The sequence below is a fragment of the Selenomonas sp. oral taxon 149 str. 67H29BP genome (genome assembly GCF_000146365.1).
GTDB lineage: Bacteria > Bacillota > Negativicutes > Selenomonadales > Selenomonadaceae > Centipeda > Centipeda felix.
In genome coordinates this window covers 605676-621382 of sequence record NZ_GL397087.1, presented here as the reverse complement: position 1 = coordinate 621382, position 15707 = coordinate 605676, and the positions used below count along the sequence as shown (strand labels likewise).

Below are 15707 nucleotides of genomic sequence, written 5' to 3'. Positions count from 1 at the left end.
CAAGGCATATCGCAGAAGGCTCGAATATGTATGGATAGCAAGAGAATGGACGCGATGTTGTTTCTATAAAATAAAATCTTGATAAAATCTCGTGTCACATGGAAAAAAATCACTTCTTATGTTATACTGATTCTGCACGTCCATTGACAGATGGCAGGGAGTATATCTTCTTAATTTAGAAATTCTGCCAATGCGCGAATGCATATCATGCTACACATATTGCGGAAGGAGACTCCATTAACAATGTTTGGTCTTTTTGGTGGACACGATATGGGGATTGATCTCGGTACGGCAAACACGCTCGTTCACGTCAAAGGACGTGGAATTGTGCTGCGTGAGCCGTCCGTGGTTGCGATAAAAAGTGATACAGGGGACGTTCTCGCGGTGGGCGAGGAAGCAAAGCAGATGATCGGCCGCACACCGGGCAACATTGTGGCCATTCGCCCGATGAAGGACGGTGTCATTGCGGACTTCGACGTGACGCAGGCGATGCTGAAGTACTTCATCCGCAAGGCGATGCGTTCCAAGTCGTTCGTTCGTCCGCGCGTGGTGGTCGGTGTGCCCTCGGGGGTCACCGAGGTGGAGAAGCGTGCCGTCATTGATGCTGCACAGCAGGCGGGCGCGCGCGAGGCGTATCTCATCGAGGAGCCGATGGCAGCAGCAATCGGTGCGGGACTTCCCGTCGAAGAAGCGACGGGGAGCATGGTCGTCGATATCGGCGGCGGTACGACGGAGATCGCCGTGATCTCGCTCGGCGGCATCGTTACGAGCCGCTCCATCCGCATCGGCGGCGATGAGATGGACTCCTCCATCGTCCAGTATATTAAGCGCATGTATAACCTCATGATCGGCGAGCGTACGGCAGAGGAGATCAAGATCTCTGTCGGTACGGCAATTGTGACGCCCGATACGGATCGTACGATGGACATCCGCGGACGCGACCTCGTGAGCGGTCTGCCGAAGACGCTGACGATCCATGCCAAGGAGATCCGCGAAGCACTCAACGAGCCAATCTACAAGATCATCGATGCAGTGAAGAACACGCTTGAGAAGACACCGCCGGAACTCGCGGCGGACGTCATGGATCACGGCATTATGATGACGGGCGGCGGCGCACTCCTCATGAACCTCGACAAGCTGCTCTCGCATGAGACGGGGATGCCCGTGCTTGTCTCGGAGGATGCGCTCTCCTGTGTTGGTGAGGGGACGGGGCGCACACTTGAGAACATCGGGCTGCTCAAGAATGTCGTCATGTCCTCGAAGAAATTGAAACAATGATTGACCGACTCGAACGGGCACGGCAGTCCGGACGCAAGATCTGGGCGCTGCTCTTTGTTCTGCTTGCCCTCTTCTGCATTATTTTCTTTGCGGCACGCGGCCGATTTCAGGTTACAGCATCGACGGGGACGGTGGGCACGGTGCTCGCGCCCTTTGAGATGGCGGCGTCCTTCATTGGACAGCAGATCCAGACCGTTACGGCGAACGTATGGGAAATTGCGACGGTACATGAGCAGAACAAGATGCTCAAAAACGAAGTCGAGCAGCTGCGGCAGGAGAATACGACAGCGGCGGAGTACGCCGCTGAGAATGAACGCCTGCGCGAGCTCTTGGACTACAAGCAGGGAGCGCATCAGTTCGATCTCCTCGCTGCACGCGTGATCGGCAGAGATGCGGAGCTGTGGACGAGTACGATTGTCGTCGACCGTGGCTCGAAGGACGGTGTGCGGGAGAATATGCCTGTGGTCACGGGCAAGGGGCTCGTCGGTCACGTGACCGAGGTCGGCCCGGTCTCCTCCAAGGTGCAGCTCATCCTCGATGCGCGCTCCTCGGTCGGTACGATCATTCAGCGGCCTGAGTCGCGTGTGACGGGCATCCTCACGGGAACGATGGATAATCCCTATATGCCGCAGATGGTCGATATCCCGCGAAATGCAGACGTAGAGGATGGCGATGCAGTCGTCACATCGGGGTTCGGCGGCATCTATCCCAAGGGGATTTCCGTTGGGCATGTCGCTGCACAGCACAGCGACGACAGCGGCCTTTTGAAGGTCGCTGTCATTGAAACGGCAGTGGACTTCCAGCGGCTTGAGGACGTCGCGATCATTACAGCGTCGCGCGAAGCGCCTCCGACGCCAATCCAGCCGACGCCCCTCAGCCCGGGGGCTGAGGCAGCGGCACAGATCTCAGCAGCACAGACAAAGGCGGCAGCACAGTGAAGAAATATCGGCTTTTTGTCCTGTTTTTCCTCGTCCTCTTTGTCCTGCAGTTTTCCTTTCTCCCGCTGATTTCCATCTACGGTGTGGTTCCTGATCTCCTCGTTTTGGCAACCGTCTCCTTCTCCTTTTTGCGCGGCAGCGCATGGGGGGCTCTGATCGGCTTTTCGCTCGGTCTCATGCAGGATCTCAGTGCGGGCGCATTCTTTGGACTGAACGCATTTTTGCTGACACTGATCGGACTCTTCTTTGGTCGCTTTTCGGATCGCGTACTGCAGGAACAGTTCTTCTTGCCGCTCGCGGCGTCGGTTGCAGCAACACTGGCAAAGTATCTGTGCTCGGCACTGATTGTCTATTTGCTCGGCTATCGCTTCAATCTCTTCCTGCACATGGAGCGCGTGCTCTTTGTCCTACTCGTATTCCAGGTGGTCTTTGCCTATCCGATTCACTGGGCAACCTTTTACATCAGCCGGCGCATACATGAACCACAATAAGGGAGTGTATCATTGATCCCTCAGACAGTTTTCTCGGAGTGTAATTTTGAACGAACATGAAGATTTCAGCGGACGTCTGCAAGTCCTCGGCGGTGTGATCGTTCTCATCATCGCCGTTCTCATCGGGCGCGCGGCGTATCTCCAGATTTACGATGGGGAACTCTATGCACGGCTGGCGGAGGGCAACCGCATCCGCATCATTCCGGCGGAGGCGGCGCGCGGAACATTCTTCGACCGAAACGGAGAGCTGCTGGTCACGAACCGCCCCGGCTTTACGGTATCACTCCTGCCGCTGACCGAGCCGATTTCCCCCGAGGTGATCGCGCGCGTCTCAAAGCTCATCAATGTTCCCGTTGCCGAGATTCAAAAAAAGATCGATGCTCACGTCGGCTTTGACCCCATTCGCATCAAGAATGATGTTCTGCCCGATATCGTTACCATTATCGAGGAGCAGAAGGACGCCTATCCCGGTGTCGTCATCGAGGTTCTCCCCGTGCGTGACTACATATACGGCGAGTATGCGGCACACGTCTTTGGCTATGTGAGCGAGATCAATGAGATGGAGCTTGAAAAGCGAAAGGATGAGGGGTATAAATCCGGTGACATCATCGGAAAGTTCGGGCTGGAGCGTGTCTACGACAAGGAGATCCGCGGCGTCAAGGGCGGAGATCAGGTGGAGGTCGATGTATCGGGACGCCCCGTGCAGATCCTCGGACGTCAGTCCCCTGTGCCGGGCAATGACCTTGTTCTCACCATCGACAAGCACATCCAGGAGGCAGCGGAGCGCGCCGTCGATGAGCAGCTAGCCATCGTCCATGCGAATGCGGCAGCCGCCGTCGTCATGAACCCGCAGACGGGCGAGGTGCTCGCCATGGTCAGCCGCCCCGCGTTCAACCCGAATCTCTTTGCGGGCGGCATCTCCACGCAGAACTGGAATGTCCTGAACAACAACCCGTTTCACCCTATGGACAACAAGGCGATTACGGGAGAGTACCCGCCGGGCTCGACCTTTAAGATTGTCACGGGCACGGCGGCGCTCGCAGAGCACAAGGTGACGCCGCAGGAAAAGATCTTCGACTCCGGCCGCCACTGGATTATCCCCAAGACGAACGCGGGCGGCGAGGCACTTGGCTGGATCAACTTCCAGCAGGCGATGGCGCACTCGGACAACGTCTACTTCTATGAGATGGGCAACCGTCTCGGTGTCGATACACTCGAACGCTATGCGCGGATGTTCGGTCTCGGACAGCGCACGGGCATTGATCTCCCCTTTGAGGCGGAGGGACTAGTGCCGAACCGTCAGTATAAAAAGGACAACTACGAGGACGGTGACTGGTATCTCTCTGAGACCTTCGATGCGGCGATCGGACAGGGGTTTAACCTTGTAACCCCGCTTCAAGCAGCGATGGTCATGGGGGAGATTGCGGCGAACGGCAGACGCTATCAGCCGCATCTCGTTCAGCGTATTGTCGATGTCAACGGCAATACGGTGCGTGACTTTCAGCCCGTCCTGCTCTCCGAATTGGATGTCAATCCAGGGGTTATTCGTCAGGTGCAGGAGGGACTGCACGAGGTGACGAAGTTCGGTACGGCAGCCGGCGTGTTCGCCGGATTTTCGATTGATATTGCCGGTAAAACAGGGACAGCGGAGAACTCGCAGGGGCGCGACCACGGCTGGTTCGTGGCGTACGGGCCGTTTGCGAATCCGAATATTGTGGTTGCCGTGATTGTGGAGCAGGGTGGTTTTGGCTCTATGTCAGCTGTGCCGATCGGGCGCAGGATTATGGAAGCCGCCTTTGGTCTGGATCGTGAGCAGCCCGCAGGGAGCAAGTGAGGGATGGAAATGAGTGAGGAAAAGATCAAGATCAAAGGGGAGAACGGCGGCCTGTCGCTTGCCTTTCCCGCCGCCATGCCCTTTTCGGAGATCATGGAGGAACTGGGGAAGAAACTGGACTCGGGGGCTGGGTTCTTTCTGCGCGGCACGCTCGTTCGTGTTCCGCGTGATCGCTTCTCGCAGGGAGAACTCGCCAATGTGCAGGAGCTCTTTCGGACGCACGGGCTGATCTGCCGGCTGGCAAAGCCTGCGGCAGAGTCCGCGCCTGTCGCATCACCGCAGACATCTGCCCCGCAGCCGTCCGCCAAAGGGAAGGGCGAGCCAGAGCTGCAGCAGATGGTCGTTGTCGATAAGACGCTGCGCGGCGGTCAGGCGATTGAGACCGAGGGCTCAGTCATCGTTTTTGGCAACGTCAACCCCGGGGCGCAGATCACGGCGGGGGGGAGCATTGATGTGCGCGGCACATGCCGCGGCGTGATCCATGCCGGAGCAGCAGGGGACTCGACGGCATTCATCATCGCGGATCGGCTGATGCCGACCCAGATTCGCATCGCAAACTATGTGGCGCGCTCCCCGGATGAGCCCGAAGACAGCGGCAAGGCAGAGCGCGCCTATGTAAAAGACGGTCAAATCGTCATTGAACCAATAGAGAGGTAGGTTCTAAGGTATGAGTGAAATCTATGTGGTGACATCGGGTAAGGGAGGCGTCGGAAAAACGACGACGACAGCGAACATCGGCGTCGGATTTGCCATGCGCGGCAAGAGTGTCGTGCTCATTGATACCGACACGGGGCTGCGCAATCTGGATCTCCTGCTCGGACTCGAGAATCGTATCATGTACGATCTCGTCGATGTGACATCGGGGCATGTGCCGTACAAAAAGGCACTTGTCCGCCACAAAAAATACGATTCACTCTACCTGCTGCCGACCTCGCAGGTCAAGGACAAGAGTGCCGTGAATCCCGAGGAGCTCGCGGCGCTCTGTGAGGATTTGCGTCGTTCCTACGATGTCATCATCATCGACTGCCCCGCAGGGATCGAGCAGGGATTCAAGACGGCGATTGCCGCCGCCGATACGGCGATCGTCGTTACCATGCCGGAGATCTCGGCGGTGCGTGATGCGGACAAGATCATCGGCGAGCTCGGACGCGCGGACAAGGAGGATATCCGCCTCGTCGTCAATCGCATCCGTCCGAAGATGATCGAAAAGGGCGATATGCTCGATATGGACGACATCGACGAGATCCTCTCGGTCACGTGCATCGGGCAGATTCCCGATGATGAGATGGTCGTGACGAGCACGAACCGTGGCGAGCCATGTGTTACGATGAAGGACTCTCCGGCGGGGCAGGCGTACCTCGATGTCGTTGCACGGCTCTGCGGCGAGGATGTTCCCTTCCGTGAGTTGGCGAAAGAGAGTCTTTGGGAAACAATCAAGGGAAAACTCTTTGGGAAGAAGTAAGGAGGCGTTGGCGTGATTGAAGCACTGAGAAAACTTCTTGGAAAGAAAGAGAGCTCAGGCGATGTGGCACGCCGTCGTCTGCAGCTGGTGATCATCAATGACCGCGCAAATGTCTCGCCTGAGATCATGGACAGCATGAGGGCAGAGATCGTGCAGGTCATTTCAAAGTATATGTATATCGACACGCGCGAGATGGAGTTCGCGCTTGAGAACGAGAATGATGCCATGGCACTCGTTGTCAACATCCCCGTTGTCAGCGTACAGCATGGCGGCACGCATAGGCATCGGAGATGATCCTCTCAAAACGGCTTCTGCGCCGTACGGATGTCACGCTGATTCTCGCGGCTGCGGCGATTGTCGTCATGAGTCTCGTCATCATCGGCAGTGCGACCCATGTCAATACGCTGAGTGAGGAACGCTACTGGTTCGTTCAGCGGCAGGGTATCTCGATCATCGTCGATATTGCCCTCGCAGCGTTCTTGATGAACTTTGACTATAAGATCTTGCAGCGCTATGGGAATCACTTCTACGTGTTCAATCTCGTGCTGCTCATCCTCGTCATGCTCGTCGGACAGACGGCACTCGGTGCGCAGCGATGGATTGCGCTCGGTCCGATCAGCATACAGCCGTCGGAGTTCTCCAAACTCATCATGATCATCGCGCTTGCCGCCATGATCGAAAAACGCGATAAGATTGACTCCATCGTGGACCTCGTCCCCGTGGCAGCGTATGTCGGCGTTCCGTTCCTTCTCGTTCTGAAGCAGCCGGATCTCGGTACGTCGCTCGTCTTTCTGGCGATCTTTTTCGGCATGGTCTTTGCGGCGGGGATACGACTGCGCCTTTTCTTTGGCATCTTTGCCGCGGGACTTGCGGCGATGCCCGTGCTCTGGCATTTTCTCAAGGACTACCAGAAAATGCGCATCATGGTGTTCATGGATCCGAACGTCGATCCGCTCGGCGCGGGCTATCACATCATCCAATCGAAGATTGCGATTGGCTCGGGCATGCTCTTTGGAAAGGGGCTTTTCGGCGGCACACAGAGTCAGCTGAATTTCCTGCCCGAGAACCATACGGACTTTATCTTCTCCGTTGTGGGCGAGGAACTCGGCTTCGTTGGCTGCACGGTTCTGCTCCTCCTCTATCTCATCGTCCTCTGGCGCGGGATACGGATCGCGCAGAATGCGAGCGATACCTTCGGACGGCTGCTCGCGGTCGGCATCACATCGATGATCGCCTTCCATGTCCTCGTCAACGTGGGCATGACGATGGGCATTATGCCCGTCACGGGCATACCGCTGCCGCTCATGAGCTACGGTGTCAGCTCATTGACGACCAACATCATGGCGATTGCCATCCTGCTGAACATCCAGCTGCGGCGACAAAAGCTACTCTTTTAAGGAATCGCTGATAAAATGAGGTCTGCCAGATTGACGTAGATTTTTTGTCCGATTGAGGCAGCAAACCGGACGCATAGCAAAGGCTATGTGGAGGATTTGCTAACGAAAAGCGGGCGAAAAAGATGCGTTAAGATGGTAGTGCCGAATTTATCAGTGCTTCCTTAAGGAGTTATTGACTCTGTAGACACTTCGGGGCTGTCTGCCTTCGTGCAGCGCAGCCCCCTTTTCTTGTGAACGACACAATGTGGGGGATAGGAAATGGTACATCTCGATCACAGCATGCTCCAGTCGGTGCTGAAGCCTGCGCGCTATACGGGGGGCGAATGGAACGCCGTCCACAAGGACTGGGACAGCGTTCGCTGCAAATTTGCCTTGGCTCTGCCCGACGTCTACGAGGTCGGCATGAGCAATCTCGGACTCGCCATCCTCTACGAGATTCTAAATCGCCGTGCGGATCTTGCGGCAGAACGTGTCTACGCTCCGTGGATCGATATGGAGGAGGAGATGCGTGCACGCGGGATGCCTCTCTTTTCACTGGAATCTCGCCATGCGGTTCGTGCCTTTGACTTCATCGGCTTCTCTCTCCAATACGAGATGATCTACTCGAATGTGCTGAATATGCTCGATCTGGCGGGTATTCCACTGTATGCAGAGGAGCGCGGTGAGGACATGCCGTTCATCGTCGGCGGCGGTCCATGCGTTTACAACGTCGAGCCGATTGCCGACTTCTTCGACTTCTTCGTCATTGGCGAGGGGGAAGAGGTACTGCCCGAGATCTGCGAAACCTTTATCCGGTGGCATGCAGCGGGCAGACCGAGCGGACGGCGTGGGTTCTTGACCCAGCTGCTCCGTGTGGACGGCATCTATGTGCCGTCGTTCTATGCACCCGTCTACGATGCACGAGGGGATTTCGTGCGCATGGATGCGCTTCACCCCGATGCGCGCCCCGTAATCTACAAGCGCGTCGTGAAGGATATGAACGATGCGGTCTCGGCAGAACATCCCATCGTCCCCTACATGGACATCGTGCACAACCGTGCCATGCTTGAGCTCTTTCGTGGGTGTTCACGCGGCTGTCGCTTCTGTCAGGCAGGCATCGCCTATCGCCCCGCGCGTGAGCGCACGGAGAAGCGTCTGCGCAAGATGGCGCATGGGATGATTTCCTCCAGTGGCTATGATGAGATGAGCCTAACCTCACTCTCCTCGGCGGACTATTCGGGGCTTGGCTGTCTGGTGGATGATCTCATCGGTGACTATCGGGACGAGAAGGTCAGCGTCTCCCTTCCGTCCCTGCGCATTGACAGCTTTTCCGTGGAGCTTGCCCAGAAGGTACAGCGCGTGCGCAAGTCCGGACTGACCTTCGCGCCTGAGGCGGGGACGCAGCGTCTGCGCGATGTCATCAATAAAGGGGTGACGGAGGAGGATCTGCTCACGGCGTGTGGGGCGGCATTCCGCCACGGGTGGAAGCAGGTGAAGCTCTACTTTATGATGGGACTGCCGACGGAGACGGATGAGGACATCATCGGAATCGCCCGCCTCGCGAAGAAGGTCGTCGATCTCTATACGGAGATTCGCGGACGGCGTGGGTGCAAGGTCACCGTCTCCGTCTCCTGTTTCGTGCCGAAACCGTACACACCATTTCAGTGGTTCGGGCAGCTCTCGATGGAGGAGTTTCAGCGCCGTCAGCAACTCCTGAAGGAGCATATCGCGGATCGTGCCATTACGTTCCACTATCACGACGCACGGCTCTCCGTGATCGAGGGGATTTTTGCGCGCGGCGACCGACGCCTTGCGCCAGCGCTGTACGCTGCATGGAAACGTGGGGCAAAGTTTGACGGCTGGTCGGATCTTTTCGACGATGCACACTATTTCGCCGCATTTGCGGACTGCGGCATCGACTGGACGTATTACAGCCGCCGCACGCGCACGATCGGTGAACCGCTGCCGTGGGCGCACACCTCGCCCGGCGTGCTCGAACGCTATCTGAAAACGGAGTGGCAGAAGGCACTCACAGCGTCTCTTACGGAGGATTGCCGCCGCACGCACTGTACGGGCTGCGGGATTTGTCCGACGCTCGGCGTCGATGTGATCGACTATGCCGGCGAGGAAGAACGGCAGGAAAAGCATGGGGAAACGGGTGTGACTGCCGATCCTGCACTGCAGGAGAGTACGCCGCAGGAACGCACGACCGTACGCTATCGCGGACTCATCACGAAGGGGGAGGAGCTGCGCTACGTCTCCCATCTCGACTATGCAAACCTCTTTGTCCGCGCGTGCAAGCGCGCAGGGCTTCCCATGGCATACTCAGAGGGCTTTAACCCACACATGAAGGTCGCCTTTGCCTCGGCGCTCTCGTTGGGCGCAGCGAGCGATGCGGAGTATGTGGACTTTGAGATGACCGAGGAACTGCCGCCCCATGAGGTCATGCAGCGGCTGCGTGCTCAGCTCCCGCGCGGGGCGGAGATCATCCGCCTGCGCCTTCAGGAGGGGAAACACCGCGCCCTGATGGCGGACGTGGATGAGGCCCGCTATCGGCTCAAGATCCCCTACGAAGGAGAGATCGCACCCGTACGTGAGAGCGTACGCCGCTACAACAGTGCCGCGCACGCCGTATGGGAGCGTGTGACCCCGAAGAAGCGCCGCAGCATTGAGACGAAGGAATACATAAAGGCACCCATTTCGTTTCAGTACGAAAATGGATGCCTCATTCTCTGGATGAATCTTCTTGTCACTCCTGCGGGAAGTGTAAAGCCCATCGAGGTGCTCAGCGTGATGGCGCGGGACTTTGCTCTGCCCATCGATCCTGCCAAGGCATACGTGACGCGCACGGGACTCTTTGCGGAGGGAGCAGCGCTCATCGACCGCTAAGACGTCAGTGCTGAGTTTATCCGTACTTCCACTTCCCTATACCTCCTAATGGCGCGGGCGCAGGATAAGAGCCTGCATCTTCGCATCCTCCGCCGTCCGCACGTCAATCATTCCCTGTGCCTGCATTGTGTCCAGCACGATGGCCTGTCGCTTCTTCGCTGCGATGAAGTTCACGAACGGCGAGACCTCGGACGGTGCATTCGGAACGCCTGCGAGCATGGATGCCTCGGGCAGATCGAGTGCCGCGGGAGATTTTCCAAAGTACCCGTCAGATGCCGCCTGTACGCCGTAAAATCCGCCGCCGTAGTAGACGACATTTAGATACATCTCGAGGATCTCCTCCTTTGAGCAGGCGATCTCGATGTCGAGGGCAAGCAGAAGCTCCTCGGCTTTACGCGCAAAGGTCTGCTCGCTGCCGAAGAAAAGGTTCTTCACCAGCTGCTGTGTGATCGTGCTCGCCCCCTCTTCGATGCGCCCGTGTTGGATGTTGACGAGGGTCGCGCGTGCCACCCCCGTCATATCGAATCCATGATGCTCATAGAAACGGCGATCCTCTACGGCGACGATGGCGTGCTGCAGATCGGGGGCAATGTGTCCGATGGGGACGTAGTCCGCACGGTCAAGACGCGCATCGATGGCGCGTCGTACAAAGAGCACGCGCAGAATCCGATCAGCCGCATCCGGCTCGCGGATCTCATGCAGCTGATTCGCAGGCTTTTGATGTTCCGCCTCGGGCAGCAGCGCACCGAGCTCCTGCCATGTATGTGGAGCGAAGAAGAACGTCCCCGCGCAGACGAGAAGCAGTATAGGAATCAGTATCATGAAAAAACGCCCGATGGAAAGGGGCGGTTTTTTTCTGCGCGATGGCTTCTTTCGCGCGCTGCTTCTGCGCCGCGTTTTCCTGCGGCGCGGCATTTCCTCAATCGTGTCGTTCATGTCCTGCATTCGGTATCGTCACTTTCAAAATATATTGTTCGGATCTCATCCCGCATCTCCTTTAGATTCGACGGGAGCAGACGGATGTTGTAGCCGATAAAGACGGGGGAGGTGGCAAAGCGTGGCAGAATCTTGATAAAGACATCCGCACCGTCGTGATAAAAGAAGATATTATAGCTGTTGTTGCGTCGTCGGATAAAATCCACGGCAATCTGGATGTAGTCGGCGATCACATTGGTCGCGCGCGCATCCCGCGGGATAATATTGAGCTCGCGAAAGCCGACGCGTGGATGCGTGGATAGCGTGAATGTCACGCCGTCCGTTTCGTCAATCGTCAGTCCCTCAAACTCCTCGCGGGAGAAGGCGAGCTCCGGGCGAAAATGAGGAAAACCGACGAGCTGCATGTGCGGATGGCGGATGGTACCGCCCGAATATGGCCCGTAGTTCTTAAAAAAGAGTACCATATCGTATGTGCCGCTTATGCGCATACGCTGCCAATGCCGCATGCCGAAATCGATGAGGCGACGGATATGTTCCTTGGAATAATCGGGAATATCGGCGTGGCAGTCTGCCCCCTCGATGAGGACAAATTGGTCGGCTTCCTCGATGACGTTGTATTTATTTTTGAGCAGGATGATGTCGCCGTCTCTCTCGATGATCCCCGTCAACTTTGACGTGTCGCAGAACGGGCAGGGGACATCACTGTGGAGAATATTCTCGGGCTTTTGCCGTCCGATGCTGACATTGAAATGTGCAAGATTGATTTCCATGGTATTGCTCCGAATCACTGCCATTGTCTTACCCCTATATTATATATCAAAGTGGAGGTTTTCTGAATATATTTATCAAATATTTTGCAGAGACGGCACAATTTGCCTACGTCTTCATGCTATAATGGGGAGGATATGCAGAAAGTAGGATGAAGCAGCTATGAGAATTGACCTTGTGACGCTCTTTCCCGCGATGTTTGCGGGCGTGTTCGGCAGCAGCATCATCGGCCGCGCAGTACAGCGTGGGCTCATCGACATCCACTATACAAATTTTCGCGACTACGCGACGGATAAGCATCATCATGTGGACGATACACCGTGCGGCGGCGGGGCAGGCATGGTGCTGAAGCCCGAGCCCCTGTACGCCGCCGTGCGCGACCTATATGGGAAGACCGCTGCCTATGCGGAGCACCGCTGCACGATCATCTTTGACCCTGCAGGCGAGGTGTTCACCCAGCGGACGACAAAGGAACTCGCATCCTATGAGCAGCTGGTGCTCATCTGCGGGCACTACGAGGGCTTTGATGCGCGGATCTATGACCTCGCAGATCGTCTGATCTCCGTTGGCGATTTTGTCCTGACGGGCGGGGAGATTCCCGCCATGCTGACCGTAGACGCCACAGCGCGGATGCTGCCGGGCGTGCTCGGTGATGCCGCATCCGCCGCAACAGACTCCTTCTTTGATGGGCTGCTCGGCTATCCGCAGTACACACGCCCACGTGACTTCGAGGGCAAGGCTGTACCCGACGTCCTTCTCTCGGGCAATCATGCAGAGATCGCCCGCTGGCGGCGCGAACAGGCACTTCTCACGACACTGCGGCATCGCCCTGAGCTCCTCGCACGCGTCACGCTGTCACAGGCAGATCGTGATTTTTTAGAGCAGCAGAAGAAAACAAAAGAAAATAAAGAATTTTTGCGTGAATCTCCAGAAAATGCTATAATGGATTCAATTTGATCTGTCTTGTTTCTATGCCCGATAGGGGGAACGCATTGTGACACAGTTTGATAAACGAAATCTATCCATGATGATGGATTTCTACGAAATGACCATGTCCTATGGATATTTTCATCAGCCGAACCGCGATGTTCGCGTGGCGTTCGATCTCTTTTTCCGCTCCGTCCCCGACAAGGGGGGCTACGCCATCTTTGCGGGGCTTCAGCACGTCATCGAGTTCGTGGAGAATCTCTCCTTCTCCGATGCGGACATTGCCTATTTCCGCAAACAGAACCTCTTCTCCGAGGAATTCCTGGACTTCTTGCGCGGTTTCCGTTTTCGCGGCGACATCTACGCCATGCCTGAGGGAACGATCATCTATCCGAATGAGCCGCTCCTGACGATTGTTGCACCGATCATCGACGCACAGCTTGTGGAGACGGCGATCCTCGCGCAGATCAACCATCAGTCCCTCGTCGCGACAAAGGCGTCGCGCATCGTGCGTGCCGCCGAGGGGCGCAAAGTTGCGGACTTCGGTGCGCGGCGCGCGCATAATATGGACGCGGCAACCTATGGGGCACGCGCGGCGTACATCGGCGGCATCGACATGACGGCGACGGTCTCGGCAGGGCAGCAGTTTAATATTCCCATCTCGGGCACTATGGCGCACAGCTGGGTCATGTTCTTCGAAGATGAGTACACGGCGTTCAAACAATATGCAGAGATCTACCCACAGGCCACCGTCCTCCTCGTCGACACCTACGATGTGCTTCACTCGGGTATCCCAAACGCCATCCGTATCGCCCGTGAGGTTCTCGCGCCGCAGGGACATCGTCTCGCAGGCGTGCGTGTGGACTCGGGCGACCTCGCCTATCTCTCGAAGCGCATTCGACAAATGCTCGATAAGGCGGGGCTTGAGGACTGCAAGATCATCCTCTCGAACAGCCTCGATGAGTTCACCATCTCATCCCTCCTTCTGCAGGGCGCACGCGTGGACAGTTTTGGTGTCGGCGAACGGCTCATCACGGCCAAGTCCGATCCTGTCTTCGGCGCCGTGTATAAGCTCGTCGCTGTGGAGGAGAACGGCATCTTTCAGCCGCGCATCAAGATGTCGGAGAATGTCGAGAAACTGACGAATCCGGGACTGAAGGATCTCTACCGCATCTATGACCGTCACGGCAAGGCGGTTGCGGACATGATTGCGGTGCAGGGCGAACAGGTCGACCTCACGCAGCCGTTCCGCTATGTTGATCCGCGTAAGCCATGGAAAAACCGCTTCTTCGAGGGCGGTTCGGCGGTGAACCTGCGCCGTCTCTATGTCAGGGATGGGGAGCGGGTCGAGGAGCTGCCGACCTTGGAGGAGATTCGCGAATACGTGCGCCGTCAGCTCGCCGAGGAGATCTGGCCGGAGGAGCAGCGGTTTGAGAATCCGCACCGCCACTATCTCGATATGACGCCGGACTATTACGAACTGAAGATGGGACTGCTCGAAGAGGTGCGCGGGAAGCACAGCTGACGGGAAAGATAAGAGGGATGCACGTGATTACGGGGAAAACAAAAATACTGGGTGTGATCGGTGCGCCGATTGCACACAGTCTGTCGCCGATCATACAGAATGCGGCACTGCATGAGGCAGGCCTGGACTATGTTTATACGGCGTTTCCCGTGCACCGCGTGGCACTTGCCTCGGCGGTATGCGGACTGCGCGACGCGGGTGTGGCAGGGTTCAACGTTACGATTCCGTTCAAGACAGAGATTATGCCGCTCCTCGATGTGCTGAGCGAGGATGCACAGCGGATTCGGGCGGTCAATACCGTCGTGATTGCATCAGACGGGACAATGACAGGGCACAATACGGATGTAACAGGCTTTATGGCAGGCTTTGCCGCGTGTGGGATTGGGCTTGCGGGAAAACGCACTGTCCTCATCGGCGCGGGCGGTGCAGCACGTGCCGCCCTCTGGGGACTCCTGCGCAGCGGCGTATCCTCTGTGTGCATCGGTGTGCGGAATCTCGCAAAAGGCAAGGCGCTCTGCACCGACTTTGCGGCAGACGGCACACTTGCCGTGTACTGCTTTGACGATCCGCACTTTCGGGATGTGCTTTGTACGGCAGACATTGTCGTGCAGACCACGCCGATCGGCATGAGCCCGCAGACGGATGCAATGCCGCCTGTGGATCCTGCGGCAATCAGCCCGTCTGCCGCCGTCTACGATCTCATCTATACCCCCGCCGAGACTGCATTTCTCCGTGCGGCGGCGGCGCATGGCTGCACGACGATCAACGGTGAGACCATGCTCGTCATGCAGGGCGCGGAGGCATTCTATCTCTGGACGGGCGTCCGACCGAACACCGACCTCATGCAGCGCGTTCTGCGCGAGGAACTTGCACGGAGGGAAGGTGCATGAAGCTCTTCTGTCGTTGCAGAGGACTGTTTGCAGCTTTTTCGGTCACTGCCGCTGACGGTACGAGTCGGCATGCGGTCGGATGTCAGCGGTATTTCAACATTCTCTTGATTTAATGCAATTCTCATACTATACTAAGTAAGCAATTTACGCGCTATGTTTTTCAAACCGCCGTACCTGTGGCATACGCTATGGTACGGCGGTCTGACTGTGGCATGCAGTTACGGGGGAGCAGGCGGAAACGCCGCTCCCTGCCCGCAGAGATACTCTGCACTGCAAAGGAAAAACGGCAGAATGGCTGCTCTTTTTGTGTGCAAATTCTCGGATTTCCGGGGATTTTTTGTTGTATAAAAGAAAAGCTGCGGTACGGGGATATACCTCGTACCGCAGTCTTTT

Annotated in this window: 15 protein-coding genes and 1 riboswitch; of the genes, 13 read left to right on the top strand and 2 right to left on the bottom strand. The window is 57.0% G+C overall.

Annotation, left to right across the window (positions count from 1 at the left end; genetic code table 11):
• Nucleotides 1-243: 243 nt before the first annotated feature.
• The 10 genes from HMPREF9166_RS03055 to HMPREF9166_RS03015 all read left to right on the top strand — a co-directional run bounded on the left by HMPREF9166_RS03055 (nt 244) and on the right by HMPREF9166_RS03015 (nt 10268).
• Entirely contained in the window at nt 244-1278 is a 1035-nt protein-coding gene (locus HMPREF9166_RS03055) for a rod shape-determining protein (RefSeq protein WP_039980900.1), read from the top strand.
• On the top strand, nt 1275-2216 hold the full coding sequence (mreC, locus tag HMPREF9166_RS03050) for a rod shape-determining protein MreC (protein ID WP_009442589.1): 942 nt from the start codon (nt 1275-1277) through the stop codon (nt 2214-2216). Before HMPREF9166_RS03055 ends, mreC begins: the two co-directional genes overlap by 4 nt.
• On the top strand, nt 2213-2707 hold the full coding sequence (gene mreD, locus HMPREF9166_RS03045; protein WP_009442588.1) for a rod shape-determining protein MreD: 495 nt from the start codon (nt 2213-2215) through the stop codon (nt 2705-2707). The genes mreC and mreD overlap by 4 nt, the downstream gene beginning before the upstream one ends.
• Nucleotides 2708-2753: 46 nt before the next feature.
• Nucleotides 2754-4541, top strand: a complete 1788-nt coding sequence (gene mrdA, locus HMPREF9166_RS03040) for a penicillin-binding protein 2 (RefSeq protein ID WP_009442587.1) — start codon at nt 2754-2756, stop codon at nt 4539-4541.
• Nucleotides 4542-4550: 9 nt separating this feature from the next.
• Nucleotides 4551-5198 carry a septum site-determining protein MinC gene (gene minC / locus HMPREF9166_RS03035; protein ID WP_039981575.1) on the top strand — a complete coding sequence of 216 codons (648 nt, stop codon included), beginning with the start codon at nt 4551-4553 and terminating at the stop codon, nt 5196-5198.
• 10 nt (nt 5199-5208) lie between these two features.
• Nucleotides 5209-6003 carry a septum site-determining protein MinD gene (gene minD / locus HMPREF9166_RS03030; protein ID WP_009442585.1) on the top strand — a complete coding sequence of 265 codons (795 nt, stop codon included), beginning with the start codon at nt 5209-5211 and terminating at the stop codon, nt 6001-6003.
• Nucleotides 6004-6015: 12 nt separating this feature from the next.
• Nucleotides 6016-6297 carry a cell division topological specificity factor MinE gene (gene minE, locus HMPREF9166_RS03025; protein ID WP_009442584.1) on the top strand — a complete coding sequence of 94 codons (282 nt, stop codon included), beginning with the start codon at nt 6016-6018 and terminating at the stop codon, nt 6295-6297.
• Nucleotides 6294-7400, top strand: a complete 1107-nt coding sequence (rodA, locus tag HMPREF9166_RS03020) for a rod shape-determining protein RodA (RefSeq protein WP_009442583.1) — start codon at nt 6294-6296, stop codon at nt 7398-7400. Before minE ends, rodA begins: the two co-directional genes overlap by 4 nt.
• Before the next feature lie 39 nt (nt 7401-7439).
• A complete protein-coding gene (locus HMPREF9166_RS12850; RefSeq protein ID WP_071586092.1) occupies nt 7440-7565 on the top strand; it encodes a secretion protein HlyD in 126 nt (41 codons plus the stop codon).
• A 93-nt stretch (nt 7566-7658) separates the two neighbouring features.
• Nucleotides 7659-10268, top strand: coding sequence for a TIGR03960 family B12-binding radical SAM protein (locus HMPREF9166_RS03015; RefSeq protein ID WP_009442582.1), 2610 nt, complete (start codon nt 7659-7661; stop codon nt 10266-10268).
• A gap of 45 nt (nt 10269-10313) precedes the next feature.
• Here the strand turns inward: HMPREF9166_RS03015 and HMPREF9166_RS03010 are convergent, their stop codons facing one another.
• Complete coding sequence (locus HMPREF9166_RS03010) at nt 10314-11213, bottom strand: transglycosylase domain-containing protein (RefSeq protein WP_009442581.1); 900 nt, start codon at nt 11211-11213, stop codon at nt 10314-10316.
• Nucleotides 11201-11974, bottom strand: coding sequence for a DUF4931 domain-containing protein (locus HMPREF9166_RS03005; RefSeq protein ID WP_039981571.1), 774 nt, complete (start codon nt 11972-11974; stop codon nt 11201-11203). The genes HMPREF9166_RS03010 and HMPREF9166_RS03005 overlap by 13 nt, the downstream gene beginning before the upstream one ends.
• A 160-nt stretch (nt 11975-12134) precedes the next feature.
• On the opposite strand from HMPREF9166_RS03005, the gene trmD reads away from it, so the two are divergent.
• The 3 genes from trmD to HMPREF9166_RS02990 are packed head-to-tail and all read left to right on the top strand — an operon-like array spanning nt 12135 to nt 15314.
• Nucleotides 12135-12929 (top strand): tRNA (guanosine(37)-N1)-methyltransferase TrmD, encoded by a 795-nt coding sequence (gene trmD / locus HMPREF9166_RS03000; protein WP_009442579.1) that lies wholly within the window; start codon nt 12135-12137, stop codon nt 12927-12929.
• Between the two features lie 37 nt (nt 12930-12966).
• Nucleotides 12967-14424, top strand: coding sequence for a nicotinate phosphoribosyltransferase (locus tag HMPREF9166_RS02995; RefSeq protein WP_009442578.1), 1458 nt, complete (start codon nt 12967-12969; stop codon nt 14422-14424).
• Between the two features lie 17 nt (nt 14425-14441).
• A complete protein-coding gene (locus HMPREF9166_RS02990; RefSeq protein ID WP_009442577.1) occupies nt 14442-15314 on the top strand; it encodes a shikimate dehydrogenase in 873 nt (290 codons plus the stop codon).
• Between the two features lie 146 nt (nt 15315-15460).
• A riboswitch (molybdenum cofactor riboswitch) is annotated at nt 15461-15611 on the top strand.
• Nucleotides 15612-15707: the final 96 nt, after the last annotated feature.